We start from the raw sequence: 16,446 nt of genomic DNA on the forward strand, positions 1-16,446 counted from the left end.
CGCCTTACTGAAAATCTCGAAAGCGTAGCTTTCGAAAGAAGATTTTCAGTCCCCTTCGTCTAGAGGCCTAGGACACCGCCCTTTCACGGCGGTAACAGGGGTTCGAATCCCCTAGGGGACGCCATATCGAAAAAACCAGCCAATCGGCTGGTTTTTTTGTTTTAACGCTTAAATTTTGTGAGCGTACATCACTTAAGTGTTAAACCTCTTTATCTTCGTTCACTGTTTTCAATAGCGTTACTCCTCAATCCCATCCATTTCTGCTTTTTATTTGACGATTCTAATCTACATTAACCTTACATCAACGGGAGTAATGCTCTTGCTGCTGGATGAAGGCGTTTGAATATATTGAGTGTCTGTCCACTTTTGTTCGCGTTCTATGTCCGCTTTTAAACGAGTGTCTGTCCGCCTTCATTTCGCTTTTATTTAAGCTTTCATTGTGCCTTATTTAACGGGGAGCACTTTGAAGGAGGTAACGTTAAGTGCACAAAAATGTACTCGGTGTACAGTCAGAGTTACTGCTAGAGCCCAGTTGGGTGGGGGACATCACATACTTTAGGAAATACAGGTGATATCATAACGTCATTGATAAAATGAAGAACAAAGAGGCTATTATGCAAAATTACTCAATCGGCACTGCGGGAAAGCCGTGGGGCGAGAAAGAAAAAGCACAGTGGTATGAACAGCAAAGCGTAAAGCGCAGTGTAAAAGAGGAAGTGTTTACGAAGTTACAAAGAATTATTCCCGAAGGTTTCAGGTTACAGCAATACGGCGCATTACCCTATGATGAAGGGCGATACCCGCTCTATGCCGTAGTACCAACGTCATTTGACAGTTCTAAACCATCTGCATTAGTCACAGGCGGGGTACATGGCTACGAAACGAGTGGTGTGCAAGGCGCGCTGAAGTTTATTGAAACTAAACTATCAGGGTTTGCCGCAAACGTTAACATTGTTGTAGTGCCCTGCGTTAGTCCGTGGGCCTATGAGACAATCAACAGATGGAACCCGCTAGCTATCGATCCGAATCGTTCTTTTTATCCTGATTCACCAGCTCCTGAATCTCAGCAATTGATGCAGTTTGTGATGTCGTTAAAGACAGAGCTCTCATTGCATATTGATCTGCATGAGACTACTGATACAGACAATAGTGAATTTAGGCCCGCGTTAGCAGCTCGCGATGGAACTGATCACGACAACTGGAACATACCAGATGGGTTCTATACGGTAGCGAATACACCAAACCCACAGCTTGCTTTTCAACAGGCTGTCATCGAAGCTGTTAAGGCTGTTACTCACATAGCGCCTCCTGATGAAAGTGGAAAAATTATAGGTGCTGACGTCGTGAGTGAAGGGGTTATTTGTTACGACAAGAAATCTCTTTTTCTTTGCGGTGGAATGACCAATGCAAACTTTGTTACCACAACCGAAGTGTATCCAGACAGTGATAATGCTACGCCAGAAAATTGTAACGATGCGCAAGTGGCGGCAGTATGTGCTGCACTTGATTTTATAATGTAACTTTCACGATACAGTATCGAGTACATTAACATTTGGACGCTTGAACGTTTAGACGTCTAGATGTATATTGAGCCTTCTTTTAGAGGAGGCTCATTGTGTTTACTTTTTCAGCAGTTATTTTCGACGGTAATAAACAGTCTTTAGTAAGACATAATTGTCAAACCGACTTAGAATTTTCTGCATACCTTGAAGCGCGCTACGGTTGTTATGTTTGTCTATGGTCGAATAAAGAGCTATCAGAGAACACGCTAGCGAATATAGCGGCCACAAAAAAGTTACAGTAATCCCTTAAGTTGAAGTAGTAGAATGAATAACCCCATATCTCACTGCAAAGCGCAGTGTAAACTCACCAATGACGATATCTGCAGTGGCTGCAACAGAACCCTAGATGAAATTGTAAATTGGGCGTCATACACCTTTGATCAAAAAAATGCGGTAATCCAGCGACTCAACACCCTCGAAGATAATGATTAGCCTAAAGTGTTCTAAAGTGAAACTGAAAGTGGACAGACACTTGAAATTCAAAACTGAAAGTGGACAGACACTTGAAATTCAAAACGTAGCTCAAAGCGGACAGACACTCGTTTTATTTAAAATGCTCACTTTTTCCTCAAACGCTTCGAAACGGTATATGTAAGCCACTGCTTGGTCATCTCTCAGGCTTACCTCTGCTGTGGATAGTAATATTAACTTTAGCCGCATAGCGACCAGCCAACCTTTTTGATAAACTCGCGCCGATTTTTCTTACTTATCTTGAGCTCAATTTCGAATGAAAATAATGCTGGCCCCGATGGAAGGGGTAGTCGACCATCTAATGAGAGACATGTTGACCCGCGTTGGCGGCTTTGATCAATGTGTGACGGAATTTGTTCGCGTCGTTGATCAAAAGCTACCTAAAAAGACCTTTTATAAAATTTGTCCAGAGCTTCATACCGACGGAAAGACTGCCTCAGGTGTGCCTGTGCGTGTTCAGCTATTAGGGCAGCACGCCCAATGGTTAGCAGAAAACGCTGAAACTGCTGTCGAACTTGGTTCTCCCGGAGTCGATCTAAATTTTGGATGCCCTGCTAAAACCGTCAACAAAAGCAAGGGCGGAGCCGTTTTATTAAAAGAAACTCAAACGCTATATGACATTGTAAAGGCAGTGCGAGACGCCGTACCGCAGCATATTCCGGTGTCGGCAAAAATTCGTTTAGGATTCGAAGACAAGTCACTAGCCGTTGATAACGCCATAGCGATAACAGAAGCCGGCGCTTCAGAACTGGTGGTGCATGCCCGTACCAAAACAGAGGGCTATAAACCGCCTGCATACTGGGATTGGATAGCGAAAATTAAGCAGCACACCGATATTCCGTTGGTTGCAAATGGTGAAATATGGAACGCTGATGACGCCCAGAAATGCCAAGACCAATCTGATTGTATCAACCTTATGGTTGGACGGGGCGCTCTCGCAATGCCTAATCTTGCACGGGTGATAAAATTTGGCGAAACCCCTATGCTATGGCCAGAATTGGCTGCGCTGCTTATTCAATATTCGGGTTATGAAATCTTTGGTGATAAGGGGCGGTATTATCCAAATAGAATTAAGCAGTGGTGTGGGTATCTAAAAAGACAGTACCCTGAAGCAGAGATTCTTTTTAACGACATAAGACGCCTTACCAACTCGCAAGATATCGTTGACGTGTTAGCTCGTCAGTCTTCCCAGTAAACAGAAGGTTTATCCCAGAGTTACTTGGTTTTATTTACTCAATTGTCTACTCTCTGAAAGCGACATAACCCAAACGTTATGTTCTTATCTATAAAACCATAATCAATAAAATCATAACAATTGCTCTGGGGTACACATGAAACTAACACCAACGAAGCTGACGCTTATGTTGGCTTGTACTATGTCCTTGCTAACAGCAGGGTGCAGTAAACAAACCGACAATGATAGCGCTAAGGCGCCAAAGGTCATCATAGATCCAAACCCTTATCCAAGCACTTATACGCCTATAGAAGGCCAGCCAACGCTTATTACTAATGTCACCATATTAGATGGTGTGGGTAACCGTATTGAAAACGGCAGCATTTATTTTGCAAACGGTAAAATTCAAGCACTAGCAGAAAGCGGACAGACACTCGACGTGCCTGATGAAACAGCTGTCATTGACGGTGCTGGTAAGTGGGTTACACCTGGCATTATCGACAACCACAGTCATTTGGGCGTATATCCTTCGCCATCTACACGCTCTCATTCTGATGGCAATGAAATGACAAACCCAGTGACCGCACAAGTATGGGCAGAGCATTCAGTGTGGCCTCAAGATCCAGGTTTTGGGCGCGCACTGGCTGGCGGTGTTACGTCGCTACAAATTCTTCCTGGCTCAGCCAACCTTTTCGGTGGCCGTTCAGTAGTATTAAAAAACGTTCCCAATAGAACCATGCAAGATATGAAATTTCCCGATGCTCCCTATGGAATGAAGATGGCGTGTGGCGAAAACCCCAAGCGGGTTTATGGTCAAAAAGGTGGCCCCATGACCCGCATGGGGAACGTTGCAGGTTATCGACAGGCTTGGTCTGACGCGCAAGACTACATGCGAAAATGGGACAAATATGAAACCGATTATCAGGCGGGCAAAGACGCTAAAGCGCCGAAACGAGATTTAAAGCTTGAAACGTTAGCGGGCGTACTCAATGGCGATATCCGTGTGCACATGCATTGTTATCGGGCTGATGAGATGACGGTCATGATGGATGTAATGCAGGAGTTTGATTATCAGATTGGGACCTTTCATCACGCTGTAGAGGCTTATAAAATTGCTGATAAACTAAAAGCAAATAATGTGTGCTCGGCAATGTGGGCAGATTGGTGGGGCTTTAAAATGGAAGCGTATGACGGCATTAGAGAAAACATTCCCGCAGTACATGCCGCAGGTGCCTGTGCCATTGTTCATTCTGATAGTGACTTAGGCATACAGAGATTGAATCAAGAAGCAGCCAAAGCGTGGTCTGACGGCAAACGAGCAGGTCTTGATATTCCGATGAAAGATGCGTGGACTTGGCTTTCAGCTAACCCTGCCAAATCGTTAGGTGTATTCGATAAAACGGGCTCGTTAGAAAAGGGCAAACAAGCCGACGTAGTGTTGTGGAACGATAACCCATTTTCGACTTATGCCAAAGCTGAGCATGTTTATATAGACGGCGGGCTTGCGTATTCACTTAGCGATAGTACTTCATGGCCGGTAAGTGACTTCGAGTTAGGTCAAGTAGGTGAGGGAGATACCAAATGAAAAAGTTAATAATATTATTAGCCGCGCTCACAATGACGTCTTATGTTCATGCTGAAAATATTGCCATTGTCGGCGGTAAAGTACACACCATGACATCTCAAGGCGTGATAGAAAATGGCACTGTGTTGCTGTCAAATGGTCGCATAAATGCAGTGTTAGCTAACGGTGATGTACCTGATGGCTACCGAGTCATAGATGCAAGCGGTAAAGTAGTTACTCCTGGTTTCATTGGTGCCTTAACATCGCTTGGTCTGGTTGAAGTGTCATCATCATCTGGTGTGGTGGATGCGAGCATTGAGATTACATCTATATCAAAAACCGGCGCTGCATTTGATGTTCAATTCGCAATAAACCCGGACAGTTCGCTTATCGCGATAACCCGGTTAGAGGGTATTACCTCTGCTGCCACCACCATGAATAGAAGCGACTATCTGTTTGGCGGTCAAGGTGCGGTGATCAGTCTTGAGGGCCACCGCCTAGATGGTGAGGGCGCAAATGCTAACGATTATAAAAGCGGACAGACACCCGTTTTAAAATCGGGCGCGTTTATGACAGTGGATGCGGGCAGCGATGGCGCTGAAGTGTCAGGGGGCTCTAGAGCGTCACTATGGGTAATGCTCGGCAAAGTAATTGAAGAAGCGAAGCAAGCGAGTGATAACCTATCTCCTGAAAAATCATGGTATGGCATAAACTCGCGTTTAGACGTGGCAGCACTCAAAAAGGTAGTTGCAGGACACATGCCGCTGTTTATGCGAGCTGATAGGGCGGCCGATATTCGACAGGTTATTGCCTTTAAAGACAGGCACTCGTCGATTAACGTAGTACTTGTCCACGGTGTTGAAGCATGGAGAGTCGCGAAGGAACTCGCTGGTGCTAATATTCCGGTTATTATCGACCCAGAATACAACTTACCAGGTGGGTTTGACCAAATGGGCGCAACTTTAACTAATGCTGCTCGACTCCATGAAGCTGGTGTAGAAGTCGCTATAGGCATGGATACGCATAATATTCGTTTGGCGGCGCAACATGCTGGTAATGCCGTTGCAAATGGTTTACCTCATGAGACCGGATTAGCGAGCCTGACTAGTGTACCTGCGAAAATCCTGGGCCTTGAAAAGGAAGTTGGAAGTCTTCGGCAAGGCGCAAGAGCTGATGTTGTTATTTGGTCAGGTGATCCGTTAGAAGTAACAGAAGCGGCTGAGTCGGTTTTCATTGGCGGGACAGCCATTAAAATGGAATCTAGGCAAACGAAGTTGCGTGATAGGTATATGTCGCTGCAACAAATGAAACATGCCACCCCGTCGCAGTATGAGCGTGTTGAGTAATATTGCATAACCTTCGATGGAAAGTCGCACTTATATTTACTCTAAGTGCGGCTTTTCATTTTAAGACAGATATTTGATAGCGTTTTTTACGTTTGGCCTTGAGCCTCTCTTACATCCGTCCGCAAATTTACGCATTTTGCTTTCATTGCCCACTGGGCCTGAAAAGAATGTTTCAAAGCGACTAGTTAATAAGCGCCATTTTTCTTGGTCCATCCCTATTTTAGACAGTAATCTATGAGGCAAATTAGGGAGTGTTGTTGTGCATTTATCTATATGAGCTTTAAATGTCGCTTCTACTAGTGATATGTAGTCGTGATATTTAAACGGTAAATGTGACTGTTTTTTTATCGCTTGATCGCTGAAGGCCATAAGATACTTGGGATCTTTTCCCACTCTGTGAGCGTTTATTCGATAATGGATACTGGTATGTTTAGAGGTCTGAAGAGATGTTGCGATATTCGCTCTGATTGGATTTAAGTCGACATAGGCCATAACCGCAGCAAGCGCCTTATCATCTAATATCGCCTGAGAGCGAAATCGCCGTTCCCAAAAGTAGCCTGTACACTCATCTTCTCTATTGGCTCTCCTTGCGATGTATTCATTTAATAGCCGCATAAACCAACTAATGCTTTGCAGTCTTTCTCTGTACTGAGTTGACAGTGCTTTAATTTCATCACTCTCTTTTTCAGTGAACGCCTGATGTTGATCATCTAAATATCGCTGAACAATCGGTGGGCATTTATAAAACATCCTCCATCGCAATAATACTTCATCCATCGACCAGCCCTCAGCACGTCCTTTTGCGATGTGGAGCACTACATGAATGTGATTGTGCATAACGGCATAAGCACATAAATCGATGGCAAAGGCTTGAGATAATTTATGCAATCTATCTGTAATCCACTTTCTCCTGTGCTCATAGTTTGCTCCCGTAAGCTTGTCTTTACCGCACAAGAACGACTGCCTTACGCAGCGTGAGGTGCAATGATAATAAGAAGTAATGTCTGTGTTTATTTGCTTGTAGCGTGGTAAAGGCATATCCATATCCCAATATTTTCTTAGTATTATGAATAAATAGAGCCGGATGTGAACTGAGCTTTGGAGCAGGATTATCGTGTTTTATTCTGTTTCAGAAAGTGCGACGGGAAGAATCAGGTCGAGAGCGCTACAGTAGCCTTACTATAAAAAAGTGTAAATCACAGCGGACGGACGCTTGAATTGCAGTGGACAGACACTCATTGTCAAACAAGTGTCTGTCCACTGAAGTTTTTATATGTCAATTAGGCAAACACATCAACACGACTGCCTAAACGGCTATCGCTATTATTTGAGGATGTTTCATTGGACGGCCTTGATTCGCTAACCTGATTGGTCTGCTCACTACGCTGTTCTTGGCGCTGTGGTGCCTGTGGCGTCGATTCTAAAATTGTAGACACTGGTGCCGAGTTTACTGAAGAAATGTCCATAATGCCTCTTTATTACTTAAATCTATTAATAGAAAATAGCACAATTATCGATCAGCTTTTATTAAACTTCGTAAATTACTGTCCATGAGCGTGGCGATTTTTGGCTGAGCCTCCGCGTTTGGATGGATCCCATCGTTTTGCATCATTGACTCGTCAAGTGCGATAGTCTCAAGAAAAAACGGTATCAATTGAATCGAGTATTTGTCTGCAATAGTGCCAAAGCTTTCCATAAACATGGTGGTATATCGCTTGCCATAGTTTGACGGTATCTGCATTTGCTGTAAAAAAACGGTGGCGTCACTTTGCAGAGCAACACGAACTAGCGAGTCCAAGTTATCTTTAATTTTCTTTATATTATGACCTTGAAGACCATCGTTTCCTCCGAGTTCGATGAAAATATGTGAAGGCTGATGTTGTTCAATAAGCCGTGGCAATCTAGCAAGCCCGCCATCTGTTGTTTCACCGCTCACCGCAGCATTTACAATATCGATCGGAATGTTGTCGTTTTGCCAGCGTTTTTGTAACAAACTAACCCAACCTTGTTCCTGCTGAAGGCCATAGGCTGCAGACAAGCTGTCACCTACAATGAGCAACGTCGCTTTGTTTGCATCTTGTGACGGTTTCTCTTGATCTGAAAGCGCCTGAAACGGTATTAAAACTATAAATAAAATCGCGATAACTTGACGATAACTTACGAACACGAATTGATGACCCCTATGATAAAAACAAGCACGGTAACTAAAACAGTAAATACGAGTGAAGGTTCGCTACAGATCCTTCAGCCTATCTCTTTTGATGTCAAGTCTGGTGAGTCCGTTGCAATTATAGGTGCGTCAGGCTCCGGAAAATCAACGCTCCTAGGTCTGTTGGCTGGCTTAGATGAAGTCACAAGCGGTGAAATTTATCTCGATAATGAAGCGCTCCACAATATGGATGAGGAGCAGCGTGCAGTTCTAAGAGGCAGCAAAGTTGGATTTATCTTCCAAAGCTTTATGCTGGTTCAAAGCTTAACGGCGCTTGAGAATGTGATGCTACCTGCAGAAATTGCAAACCTCGATAACCCGAAAGGATTAGCAATGGATATACTAGAGCAAGTCGGGCTAGCTCACCGTGCGCACCATTTCCCTAATCAACTTTCAGGCGGAGAGCAACAGCGTGTTGCCATCGCCAGGGCATTTATTACATCACCTAAGATTTTATTTGCCGATGAGCCAACTGGTAATCTAGACGCAAAAAATAGCGACAAAATTGAGGAGCTGCTTTTCGAGCTGAATAAAAATACGGGCACTACGTTAGTACTAGTAACGCATGATAACGAGTTAGCAGCGCATTGCGATAGACAGCTCACGATGCATGCAGGCGAGCTAAAAGAAACCACGCCATCATCTGCATTAGCTAGTGAGGTGAGCTAAATGCCTATGACGTTTAATCTTGCATGGCGACTCTTTAAACATGAAGCGCGACGGGGCGAACTCACGATCATTCTACTAGCCATTGTGCTGTCGGTCGGTGCGGTTCTCTCTCTTTCACTTTTTAGTGAACGTTTGCAAGGGGCATTAAAATCTCGCTCCGCAGCCTTTATCGCCGCCGATGCCCAGCTCCGCTCCGACAAGCCCGTTGATGAAACGTGGCTACTAAAAGCGAAAGATGAGGGGCTAGATACTGCCAAACAAGTTTCAACACGTTCTATGGTGTTTAAAGGCGATGAAATGTCCCTTGTAGACTTACGAGCTGTGAACAACAACTACCCGCTAAAAGGAATGGTGAGCGTGGCAGACGCCCCTTTTGGCATAAAAAAGGATATCAGTTCGTTGCCTGCTTCCGGTGAAGCGTGGGTCCAATCTAGACTCTTTCAAACGCTTAAACTCAATGTGGGTGACGCTATTAATATTGGCGAGGTAAGTCTTACCGTAACCCGCGTGCTGGCTGATATTCCAGATGCTGGATTTAGTGTGTTTAACACCGATCCCATAGTATTGATGAATTTAGATGATCTGGCGGCCGCTGAAATAACAGGGCCAGGAAGCCGGGCTCGCTACGTCAGCTATTTTGCGGGTGATACCGGTAACGTGAAGAGTTATACCTCGTGGCTTCTTCCTCAACTAAACGACGACTTACATTCATGGCGCACTGTAGAAGATGACGAATCAGCTATCGGTCGCTCGGTAGCCAGTGCTGAACGTTATTTTCTACTTGCCAGTTTACTGGCAATCGTTTTGGCTGCAGTGTCTATTGCAGTTGCTGCTCAGCGATATGCACAGCGACATTTTGACCCCGTGGCAATTATGAAGACATTGGGCGCAACGAAGCAAACAATCCGCAAAGTGTATTTAATTCAAATACTCTTTATCACGTTATTAGGTATAGTCATTGGGTTAATTATTGGCTTTATTGGCCAACACATTGTGGTGTCGCTGGTAGCCGATAAGGTGGACGTTTCGTTGAACGTATGGCACTGGCGACCAGTGGTTATCGCCATTGCCACAGGGGCGACCTGTGCTGTGTTGTTTTCTTTATATCCGTTGCTTCAACTTTTTTCTGTGCCGCCCTTGCGCGTATTAAGAAAAGATCTCGATGCCAGTTTACGCACTAGAAGTATTCAATTTGTGGCCTCTGGCGGCGCTATTTTTGCCTTGATGTGGATGTATAGCCAAGACCTGAAAATCAGCGTGATTCTTTTTGCTTCCGGCGCAGCCTTAGTAGCGGGGCTCCTAGTTACCACCTATCTCCTTATCGCATTGGGCCGTAAATTAGGAAGTGGTAAAATGGGTCCATGGCAGCTGGCTTGGGCGCGAATTAAGCGAAGAGCGATGGATAATAGTGTGCAGCTTATCAGCTTCTCAATCACCATCATGCTGCTGCTCGTGGTACTTGTAATGCGAAATGACATGGTGTCTCAGTGGCGAGCGCAGTTGCCAGAAGGCACGCCAAATTACTTCTTAACTAATATTACGCCTGATAATCAAGCTAGATTGGACAGACACTTCGATGATCAAAATGTTGATATCAATGAATTTTTTCCAGTAACTCGAGGTCGTTTTGTTTCGGTTAATGGTGAAGGCGTTAATACCGAAGTGTCTAAAGAAGAAGAATCTTCAAATGAAGGAAGAAGAGGTTTAGGCCGAGAAGCAAACCTTACATGGGGTAACACGCTGCAAAAAGAAAACGAAGTTATAGAAGGTACTTGGCACGGTAATATCGATGCCATCTATTCTGAAGGCTGGTTTCCTGTATCGGTGGAAGAGGGCGTTGCCAAAAGGTTAGATATTAAAATGGGCGATTTGCTTAACTTTAACGTGGGTAGTGAAATAGTTAAAACGAAGGTAACTAGCGTTCGCAAAGTGAATTGGCAAACGATGCAGCCTAATTTTTTCTTTGTGATACACCCCGATGCAATGAAAGCGTTTAGTCCTACCTATATTACGAGCTTTTACTTACCAACAGAGCGAAAGGCAGAGCTTACTAAATTGCTCAAACCGTTTGCGTCTGTGACGATGTTTGACGTGGATGCTCGGATTAATCAACTGAGAGACATTGTAGAGCAAGTCTCTGTGGCAGTAGAGTTTATTTTAGTATTAGTGCTAATGGCGGGAAGTTTAGTGCTTATAGCTCAGGTACAGGCAAGCATGGATGAGCGCCGGCAAGAGATCGCAATTTTGCGAACCTTAGGTGCCAAGGGCAGCTTAATTCGTAAAAGCGTTGTGTTTGAATTCCTTATCATTGGTACGGTAGCAGGTTTTATGGCAGCACTGGCGAACGAGTTAAGTTTATACATGCTGCAAACAAGCGTATTCCAAATGACAGCAAGCTTACATCTAGAGTATTGGTTGGTTGCACCCGCTGTAGGTGCTCTGGTTGTTGGCGTTCTTGGAGCCATAGGTTGCTGGCGTCTGCTAACGCTTAATACCGGTGAGATGCTGCGAAAGATGGTGTAACTGATGTCGGCTGGAAAAACCAGATTGAACATTATATCGGACAGACACTCGAAAAATATATCGGACAGACACTCGAATCAAAAGGGACTAAAACTTCTAGAATTGTCGTAATAGAGAAAATTCAAAAAAAGGACAGTCACACGAATTCATTTAAGTGACTGTCCGGTTTTCGCTTCTTAAGTATTCGATTATTTGGGGGCTAAAAGATAAAGCTTTAAGTGACTGTCCACTGTTAATTCCACTGTTAATTCTCTATGGAATCCAGTGAAAGCTTCCCGTTTAAACCTAGGAAGCTCTATAGAAATGTCAGTGTTTTATTTTGCCAGACAGAAGTCAGTTATCGATAGATAGCGCTAAGGGCGCTGGATACGGTAGGGTAGGTAAATGAGTACCCAGCTTTAATCAGCTTATCAGGTATTACATTTTGCCCCTCTAGTAACATTGTTGATGATTCACCCATGGCAATTTTCATCACAAAGCTGGGAACGATAAATAAACAAGGTCGAGACAACGCTTTGGCTAGTTGCTTAGAAAACGTTTTGTTCGTTACTGGCTCAGGTGCGGTGAGATTGAACGGCCCAGAACAGTTTTCATCATTGAGTAGAAACTCTATCGCGTTGACCATGTCGTCAAGGTGGATCCAAGATAAATATTGACGTCCGCTTCCTAAACTCCCACCCACACCTAGTTTAAACGGCAACGCCATTTTCTCAAGTGCGCCGCCATTCTCTGCCAACACAACGCCTGTGCGCAAAATGGCTACACGGGTTTTGTCGCTATTTACGCCAGTAGCAATACTTTCCCATTTCTCACACAAATCGTGCGTAAATTCTTTATGTGGTGAGGTATCTTCGGTAACGACCTTTTCTCCCTGCCTGCCATAAAAGCCAATGGCGGAGCCAGATATAAACGTCTTTGGCGGATTATCGCTACTATTAATTTTGGCGGCAAGCTGGGTCGTTATGTCCCAGCGACTGTCGCAAATAATTTTCTTTTGAGTGTCTGTCCATCGTTTGTCGGCTATGGGCTCACCGGCAAGGTTAATAACCGCATCAAACACACCAATATCTTTTACTTCAGCCACACTGCCAAGCACGTTGGTATGAGCGCCCAGTGTTTGTTTGGCGTTTGCTTCGTTGCGAGATATAACGGTAAAGCTATGTTCATCGCCAAGTTTTTTGATAAGCGTGCTGCCAATTAACCCAGTGCCGCCGGTAATAAGAATGTTCAAGACATAACTCCCTGCTGAATCGGTTATTCAGATTTGTTGCAAGAAAGTGTTAACGACACTGAGTCGGAGAACCTTAATGCGTGCGGTTTATCGACTTCAACCTGAGCATAACGCACAGAGCTATGCTCTGAAGCAATAGTCAGTACATCTGCGGTAAGTTTTTCCAAAAGCGAAAAGCGATTGTCTTCAACAAGCTTTATTATCGCTTTGGTAATAGTTTTATAATTGAGTGCGTCACTCATATCATCAGTATCGGTAGCTTTTGCAGCGTCGTAATCAATCTTTACGTTTACCACAACGTCTTGTTTGTTTTTTATTTCGTCTTCGTTAATACCAATGTAAGTGCGAAGACGTAAATTTTTGATTTTAATAGTGGCAAGGTTGAAATTCATTGCAGTCTCTTGTTTGTAGTTAATTATAAGTCGTTGTAAAGTGTTGCTGTTTTATTTAGGAATGTAGCACACAATGTCTATGGAACTACGATCGTCAACAGCAAAAAGTCTCGTTGTGTTAGCGTGCTTAGTTGTTGTTATGGCTGGTGTTAAATCAGCAAGTGCCATTATGGTGCCTTTTTTCTTATCCGTATTTATTGCAATAGCATGCGGGCCAATCATCCACTGGACTTCCCGATTTGGCGTTCCAAAATGGTTGTCTATATCCTTTGTTATACTGCTTATTGTTGTTTTCGGATTCCTCTTAGCTGGCCTTGTTGGTCAATCGATGGCCGAATTCAGAGAGAACCTTCCTCAATATAGAAGTAAACTAGACTCTGAATTTGAGTGGGTTGTTGCTAAATTAGCCGATTTCAATATTCACATTAACAGGGAGCTTATTGCTAATCATCTCGATCCTGCTACGGCAATGTCTGTCGCGACGAATTTTATTAGCGGAATGGGGGGAGTACTCTCTAACCTTTTTCTCATATTGCTTACCGTTATCTTTATGCTGTTTGAGGCCGACAGCATACCGAGACGATTACATATTGCTCTGTCAGATCCCGATATGAAGTTGCAGCACATAGACCGCTTTATTCGCTCAGTAAACAGCTATTTAGCCATTAAAACCGTTGTGAGTTTAGGGACGGGGATCATTATTGGTACATGGCTTTACGTAATGGGAGTAGACCATTTTATGTTGTGGGCAGTTTTAGCTTTTATGCTCAACTTTATTCCTAATATTGGCTCCATTATCGCCGCAGTGCCTGCGGTTCTTATTGCATTTGTACAGTATGGTATTGCCTCAGCCGGCTTTGCCGCACTGGGTTTCTTACTGGTCAATACCATCATGGGGAACATGGTAGAGCCTCGATTGATGGGTAAGGGAATGGGTCTTTCTACATTAGTCGTTTTTCTATCGCTGATCTTCTGGGGATGGCTGCTAGGTACTGTAGGTATGCTGTTGTCTGTTCCGCTAACCATGGTGGTTAAAATTGCACTTGAGTCGAGAGAAGAGAGTAAATGGTTAGCAGTTTTGCTTTCAAGTGAGGGGAACGAAAAAAGTGCCTAGCCGCTTTCTCAATGCTAAATCTAAAAGTGGACAGACACTCAATCCAAAAGTGGACAGACACCCAATTTAGGACATTACACTTAAAAGCGCATATAAAAGCGGACAGTCAAATAAAAGCGGACAGTCAAATAAAAGCGGACAGTCACTCATTTTTACCTAGGATTTTGTCCGCGCTATTTCAACGTAAAGAATTAGTGGTTAGGAAATTGAATAATAATGCGGGCGCCGCCTAAGTCGCTATCCTCAATGCGCAATTTACCCTCATAAATAGACACCAAATCGCTCACTAAGGCTAAACCAATACCTTGGCCTTCTGTGTAAGTGTCTAAACGTGTACCTCTTTCCAACAAAAAATGCTTTTTATCATCAGCAATACCAGGGCCATCATCGTCAAACGATAGTGTCAGCCAATTGGTATCAGAAGTCACCTGCACCCGAATTCGAGACTGAGCCGCTTTACAGGCATTATCTAATAGATTACCACACAGCTCTAATAGGTCGGTGTCGTCTCCCTTGAATAGATAGGAGTCAGCCACATCAATGTCAATTGAAAGTTTCTTGTGATGGTAAACCTTGTCCATGGCGTCAGCTATTTTTAACAGTATAGGTTCAATAGCGATAGACGCTTGCCATCCCACTTTGCCAGCGCTGGCGCGTTTTAGCTGTCGCTGAATTATCTTATTAATTTGCGCTAGTGATTCTTTTACTTCTGGCTGTAGGCCTTCGCTACTTGAAGCAACGGCAAGGGGCGTTTTTAAACTGTGGGCTAAATCTCCCAAGCTATTTTTATAGCGTTTTCGCTGAGCGGCCTCAAAATACAAAAGCTCGTTGATAGAGTGTTTAAGTGAGTCGAATTCTACAGGGTAGTGGTTGTCGAGTTCATTTTTGTTACCTTTAGAGGCGAGTGAAATTTCCTCAATTAGTTTTCTAACGGGGACTAATAACACGCTGATACCTGTGATAATAAAAATCAGGAGGGCAATGCACAAGGTGCTTATCCATTGCCAAGTAGTCGCTAAAAAGGTTTTGCGTTCCTTTTCGAACAGTAGCTTGTCGTTGAATATATAAAAGTGAACGGGTTCAAAATCTTTGCTAGATAAAAATTCAGCAGTGAAGGCGTAAACAAAATACTTCTCGCCTTTATCAAAACTAGGGTGATAAGTGTCGGTAAAAAGTTCGTTGCCAACGGGGACATTAAAATTGGGAGGTGTGAAAAAGTATTCTAACGCAGATGCCGATTGCCAGATAACGCGGTTGCGAAAAACAATGATGCCCAAGTATCCTGAACCTGGTAAATTAAGTTGCTCTTCAAATAGCAAATCAGGCATAAAGGGTTCGTCGCCTTCTAATTCGAATGCAGACAGCAATCCCAAGTTCATCAGCCGTAATTCGCTCATCTTTGCTTCAGTAAGACTTTCAGTAAACGCCTCTTCTAAAATGAACACGGTAAAAGGCGCGAACAACGCAAGAAGGGTTATTGCCAATAATACACTTCTTACGCGAAGTGATAGTTGCCTCATAAGCTACGGTTTATCCGATAACCTCGGCCTCTTAAGGTCTCAATAGGCTTTAAACTTCCGTCAGGATCGAGCTTTTTGCGAAGTCGTCCGATAAATACTTCAATGACATTGCTGTCTAAATCAAAATCCTGATCATAAATATGTTCGGTAAGCTCGGTTTTTGAGACAACCTTTTGCGGGTTCATCATCAAATACTCCATAACCTTATATTCGTACGCAGTAAGATCAAAAGGTTTATCATTAACGCAAAGCTCTTCAGATACCGTATTTAAAGATAGTGGGCCAAATTGTATAGTGGGGTTAGCTTGGCCGGAAGCTCTGCGAATAAGGGCTTTAGCTCGGGCGAGGAGCTCTTCGTTATGAAACGGTTTAGTTAAGTAGTCGTCAGCGCCAGCATCAAGGCCCTCTACTTTTTCTTGCCACCTGTCTCGAGCTGTTAATATAAGAATAGGGCAGGCTATATTTTCTTTGCGGGCTTGGCGGATAACTTCGAAGCCGTCAAGCTTTGGCATGCCGATATCGATTATTGCTAAATCGTACTTGTATTCCTTTATGAGAAATAGGGCGTGCTCCCCATTATCTGCAAGGTCAACACTGTATCCGTTTTGCCGTAACAAGGCATCAAGTTGCGTTAGAAGTCTACTATCATCCTCTGCTATCAAAATTCGCAT

Annotated in this window: 16 protein-coding genes and 1 tRNA gene; 10 read left to right on the top strand and 7 right to left on the bottom strand. The window is 43.8% G+C overall.

Annotated elements, in window-relative coordinates; translation table 11 throughout:
- Positions 1–48: 48 nt before the first annotated feature.
- From O9X84_RS17740 to O9X84_RS17770, 7 genes are all read left to right on the top strand, one after another.
- A tRNA-Glu gene (locus tag O9X84_RS17740) sits at positions 49–124 on the top strand.
- Between the two features lie 490 nt (positions 125–614).
- On the top strand, positions 615–1,520 hold the full coding sequence (locus O9X84_RS17745; protein ID WP_269521013.1) for a M14 family metallopeptidase: 906 nt from the start codon (positions 615–617) through the stop codon (positions 1,518–1,520).
- Between the two features lie 95 nt (positions 1,521–1,615).
- Entirely contained in the window at positions 1,616–1,804 is a 189-nt protein-coding gene (locus O9X84_RS17750) for a hypothetical protein (protein ID WP_269521014.1), read from the top strand.
- A gap of 22 nt (positions 1,805–1,826) precedes the next feature.
- Positions 1,827–1,994 (top strand): DUF1289 domain-containing protein, encoded by a 168-nt coding sequence (locus O9X84_RS17755; RefSeq protein ID WP_269521015.1) that lies wholly within the window; start codon positions 1,827–1,829, stop codon positions 1,992–1,994.
- A gap of 295 nt (positions 1,995–2,289) precedes the next feature.
- Positions 2,290–3,228, top strand: coding sequence for a tRNA dihydrouridine(16) synthase DusC (gene dusC / locus O9X84_RS17760; RefSeq protein WP_269521016.1), 939 nt, complete (start codon positions 2,290–2,292; stop codon positions 3,226–3,228).
- Between the two features lie 136 nt (positions 3,229–3,364).
- The gene (locus O9X84_RS17765; RefSeq protein WP_442864560.1) at positions 3,365–4,792 is read left to right on the top strand and encodes an amidohydrolase family protein; all 1,428 of its coding nucleotides are present in this window, start codon (positions 3,365–3,367) and stop codon (positions 4,790–4,792) included.
- On the top strand, positions 4,789–6,117 hold the full coding sequence (locus O9X84_RS17770; protein WP_269521017.1) for an amidohydrolase family protein: 1,329 nt from the start codon (positions 4,789–4,791) through the stop codon (positions 6,115–6,117). The genes O9X84_RS17765 and O9X84_RS17770 overlap by 4 nt, the downstream gene beginning before the upstream one ends.
- Positions 6,118–6,177: 60 nt before the next feature.
- Here O9X84_RS17770 and O9X84_RS17775 read toward each other — a convergent pair whose 3' ends face one another.
- The 3 genes from O9X84_RS17775 to O9X84_RS17785 all read right to left on the bottom strand — a co-directional run bounded on the left by O9X84_RS17775 (position 6,178) and on the right by O9X84_RS17785 (position 8,284).
- On the bottom strand, positions 6,178–7,155 hold the full coding sequence (locus tag O9X84_RS17775; RefSeq protein ID WP_269521018.1) for a transposase: 978 nt from the start codon (positions 7,153–7,155) through the stop codon (positions 6,178–6,180).
- 242 nt (positions 7,156–7,397) lie between these two features.
- A complete protein-coding gene (locus O9X84_RS17780) occupies positions 7,398–7,583 on the bottom strand; it encodes a hypothetical protein (protein ID WP_269521019.1) in 186 nt (61 codons plus the stop codon).
- A 44-nt stretch (positions 7,584–7,627) separates the two neighbouring features.
- Positions 7,628–8,284: an arylesterase gene (locus tag O9X84_RS17785; RefSeq protein WP_269521020.1), complete on the bottom strand. Its 657-nt coding sequence runs from the start codon at positions 8,282–8,284 to the stop codon at positions 7,628–7,630.
- Between the two features lie 15 nt (positions 8,285–8,299).
- Here O9X84_RS17785 and O9X84_RS17790 point away from each other — a divergent pair, with 15 nt between their 5' ends.
- Together O9X84_RS17790 and O9X84_RS17795 are read left to right on the top strand one after the other, a co-directional pair.
- A complete protein-coding gene (locus tag O9X84_RS17790; RefSeq protein WP_269521021.1) occupies positions 8,300–8,995 on the top strand; it encodes an ABC transporter ATP-binding protein in 696 nt (231 codons plus the stop codon).
- On the top strand, positions 8,996–11,518 hold the full coding sequence (locus tag O9X84_RS17795; protein WP_269521022.1) for an ABC transporter permease: 2,523 nt from the start codon (positions 8,996–8,998) through the stop codon (positions 11,516–11,518). It begins immediately after the preceding gene.
- A gap of 337 nt (positions 11,519–11,855) precedes the next feature.
- On the opposite strand, the gene O9X84_RS17800 is transcribed toward O9X84_RS17795, so the two are convergent.
- Together O9X84_RS17800 and folX are read right to left on the bottom strand one after the other, a co-directional pair.
- Positions 11,856–12,749, bottom strand: a complete 894-nt coding sequence (locus tag O9X84_RS17800; RefSeq protein WP_269521023.1) for a TIGR01777 family oxidoreductase — start codon at positions 12,747–12,749, stop codon at positions 11,856–11,858.
- 23 nt (positions 12,750–12,772) lie between these two features.
- Positions 12,773–13,141, bottom strand: coding sequence for a dihydroneopterin triphosphate 2'-epimerase (gene folX, locus O9X84_RS17805; protein WP_269521024.1), 369 nt, complete (start codon positions 13,139–13,141; stop codon positions 12,773–12,775).
- 73 nt (positions 13,142–13,214) lie between these two features.
- Between folX and O9X84_RS17810 the strand changes: the two genes are divergently transcribed.
- Positions 13,215–14,255 carry an AI-2E family transporter gene (locus O9X84_RS17810; RefSeq protein ID WP_269521025.1) on the top strand — a complete coding sequence of 347 codons (1,041 nt, stop codon included), beginning with the start codon at positions 13,215–13,217 and terminating at the stop codon, positions 14,253–14,255.
- A 191-nt stretch (positions 14,256–14,446) separates the two neighbouring features.
- Here the strand turns inward: O9X84_RS17810 and O9X84_RS17815 are convergent, their stop codons facing one another.
- Together O9X84_RS17815 and O9X84_RS17820 are read right to left on the bottom strand one after the other, a co-directional pair.
- Positions 14,447–15,775, bottom strand: coding sequence for an ATP-binding protein (locus tag O9X84_RS17815; protein ID WP_269521026.1), 1,329 nt, complete (start codon positions 15,773–15,775; stop codon positions 14,447–14,449).
- Complete coding sequence (locus O9X84_RS17820) at positions 15,772–16,446, bottom strand: response regulator transcription factor (RefSeq protein WP_269521027.1); 675 nt, start codon at positions 16,444–16,446, stop codon at positions 15,772–15,774. Before O9X84_RS17820 ends, O9X84_RS17815 begins: the two co-directional genes overlap by 4 nt.

The organism is Alteromonas sp. BMJM2, from assembly GCF_027257845.1.
Taxonomy (GTDB): domain Bacteria; phylum Pseudomonadota; class Gammaproteobacteria; order Enterobacterales; family Alteromonadaceae; genus Alteromonas.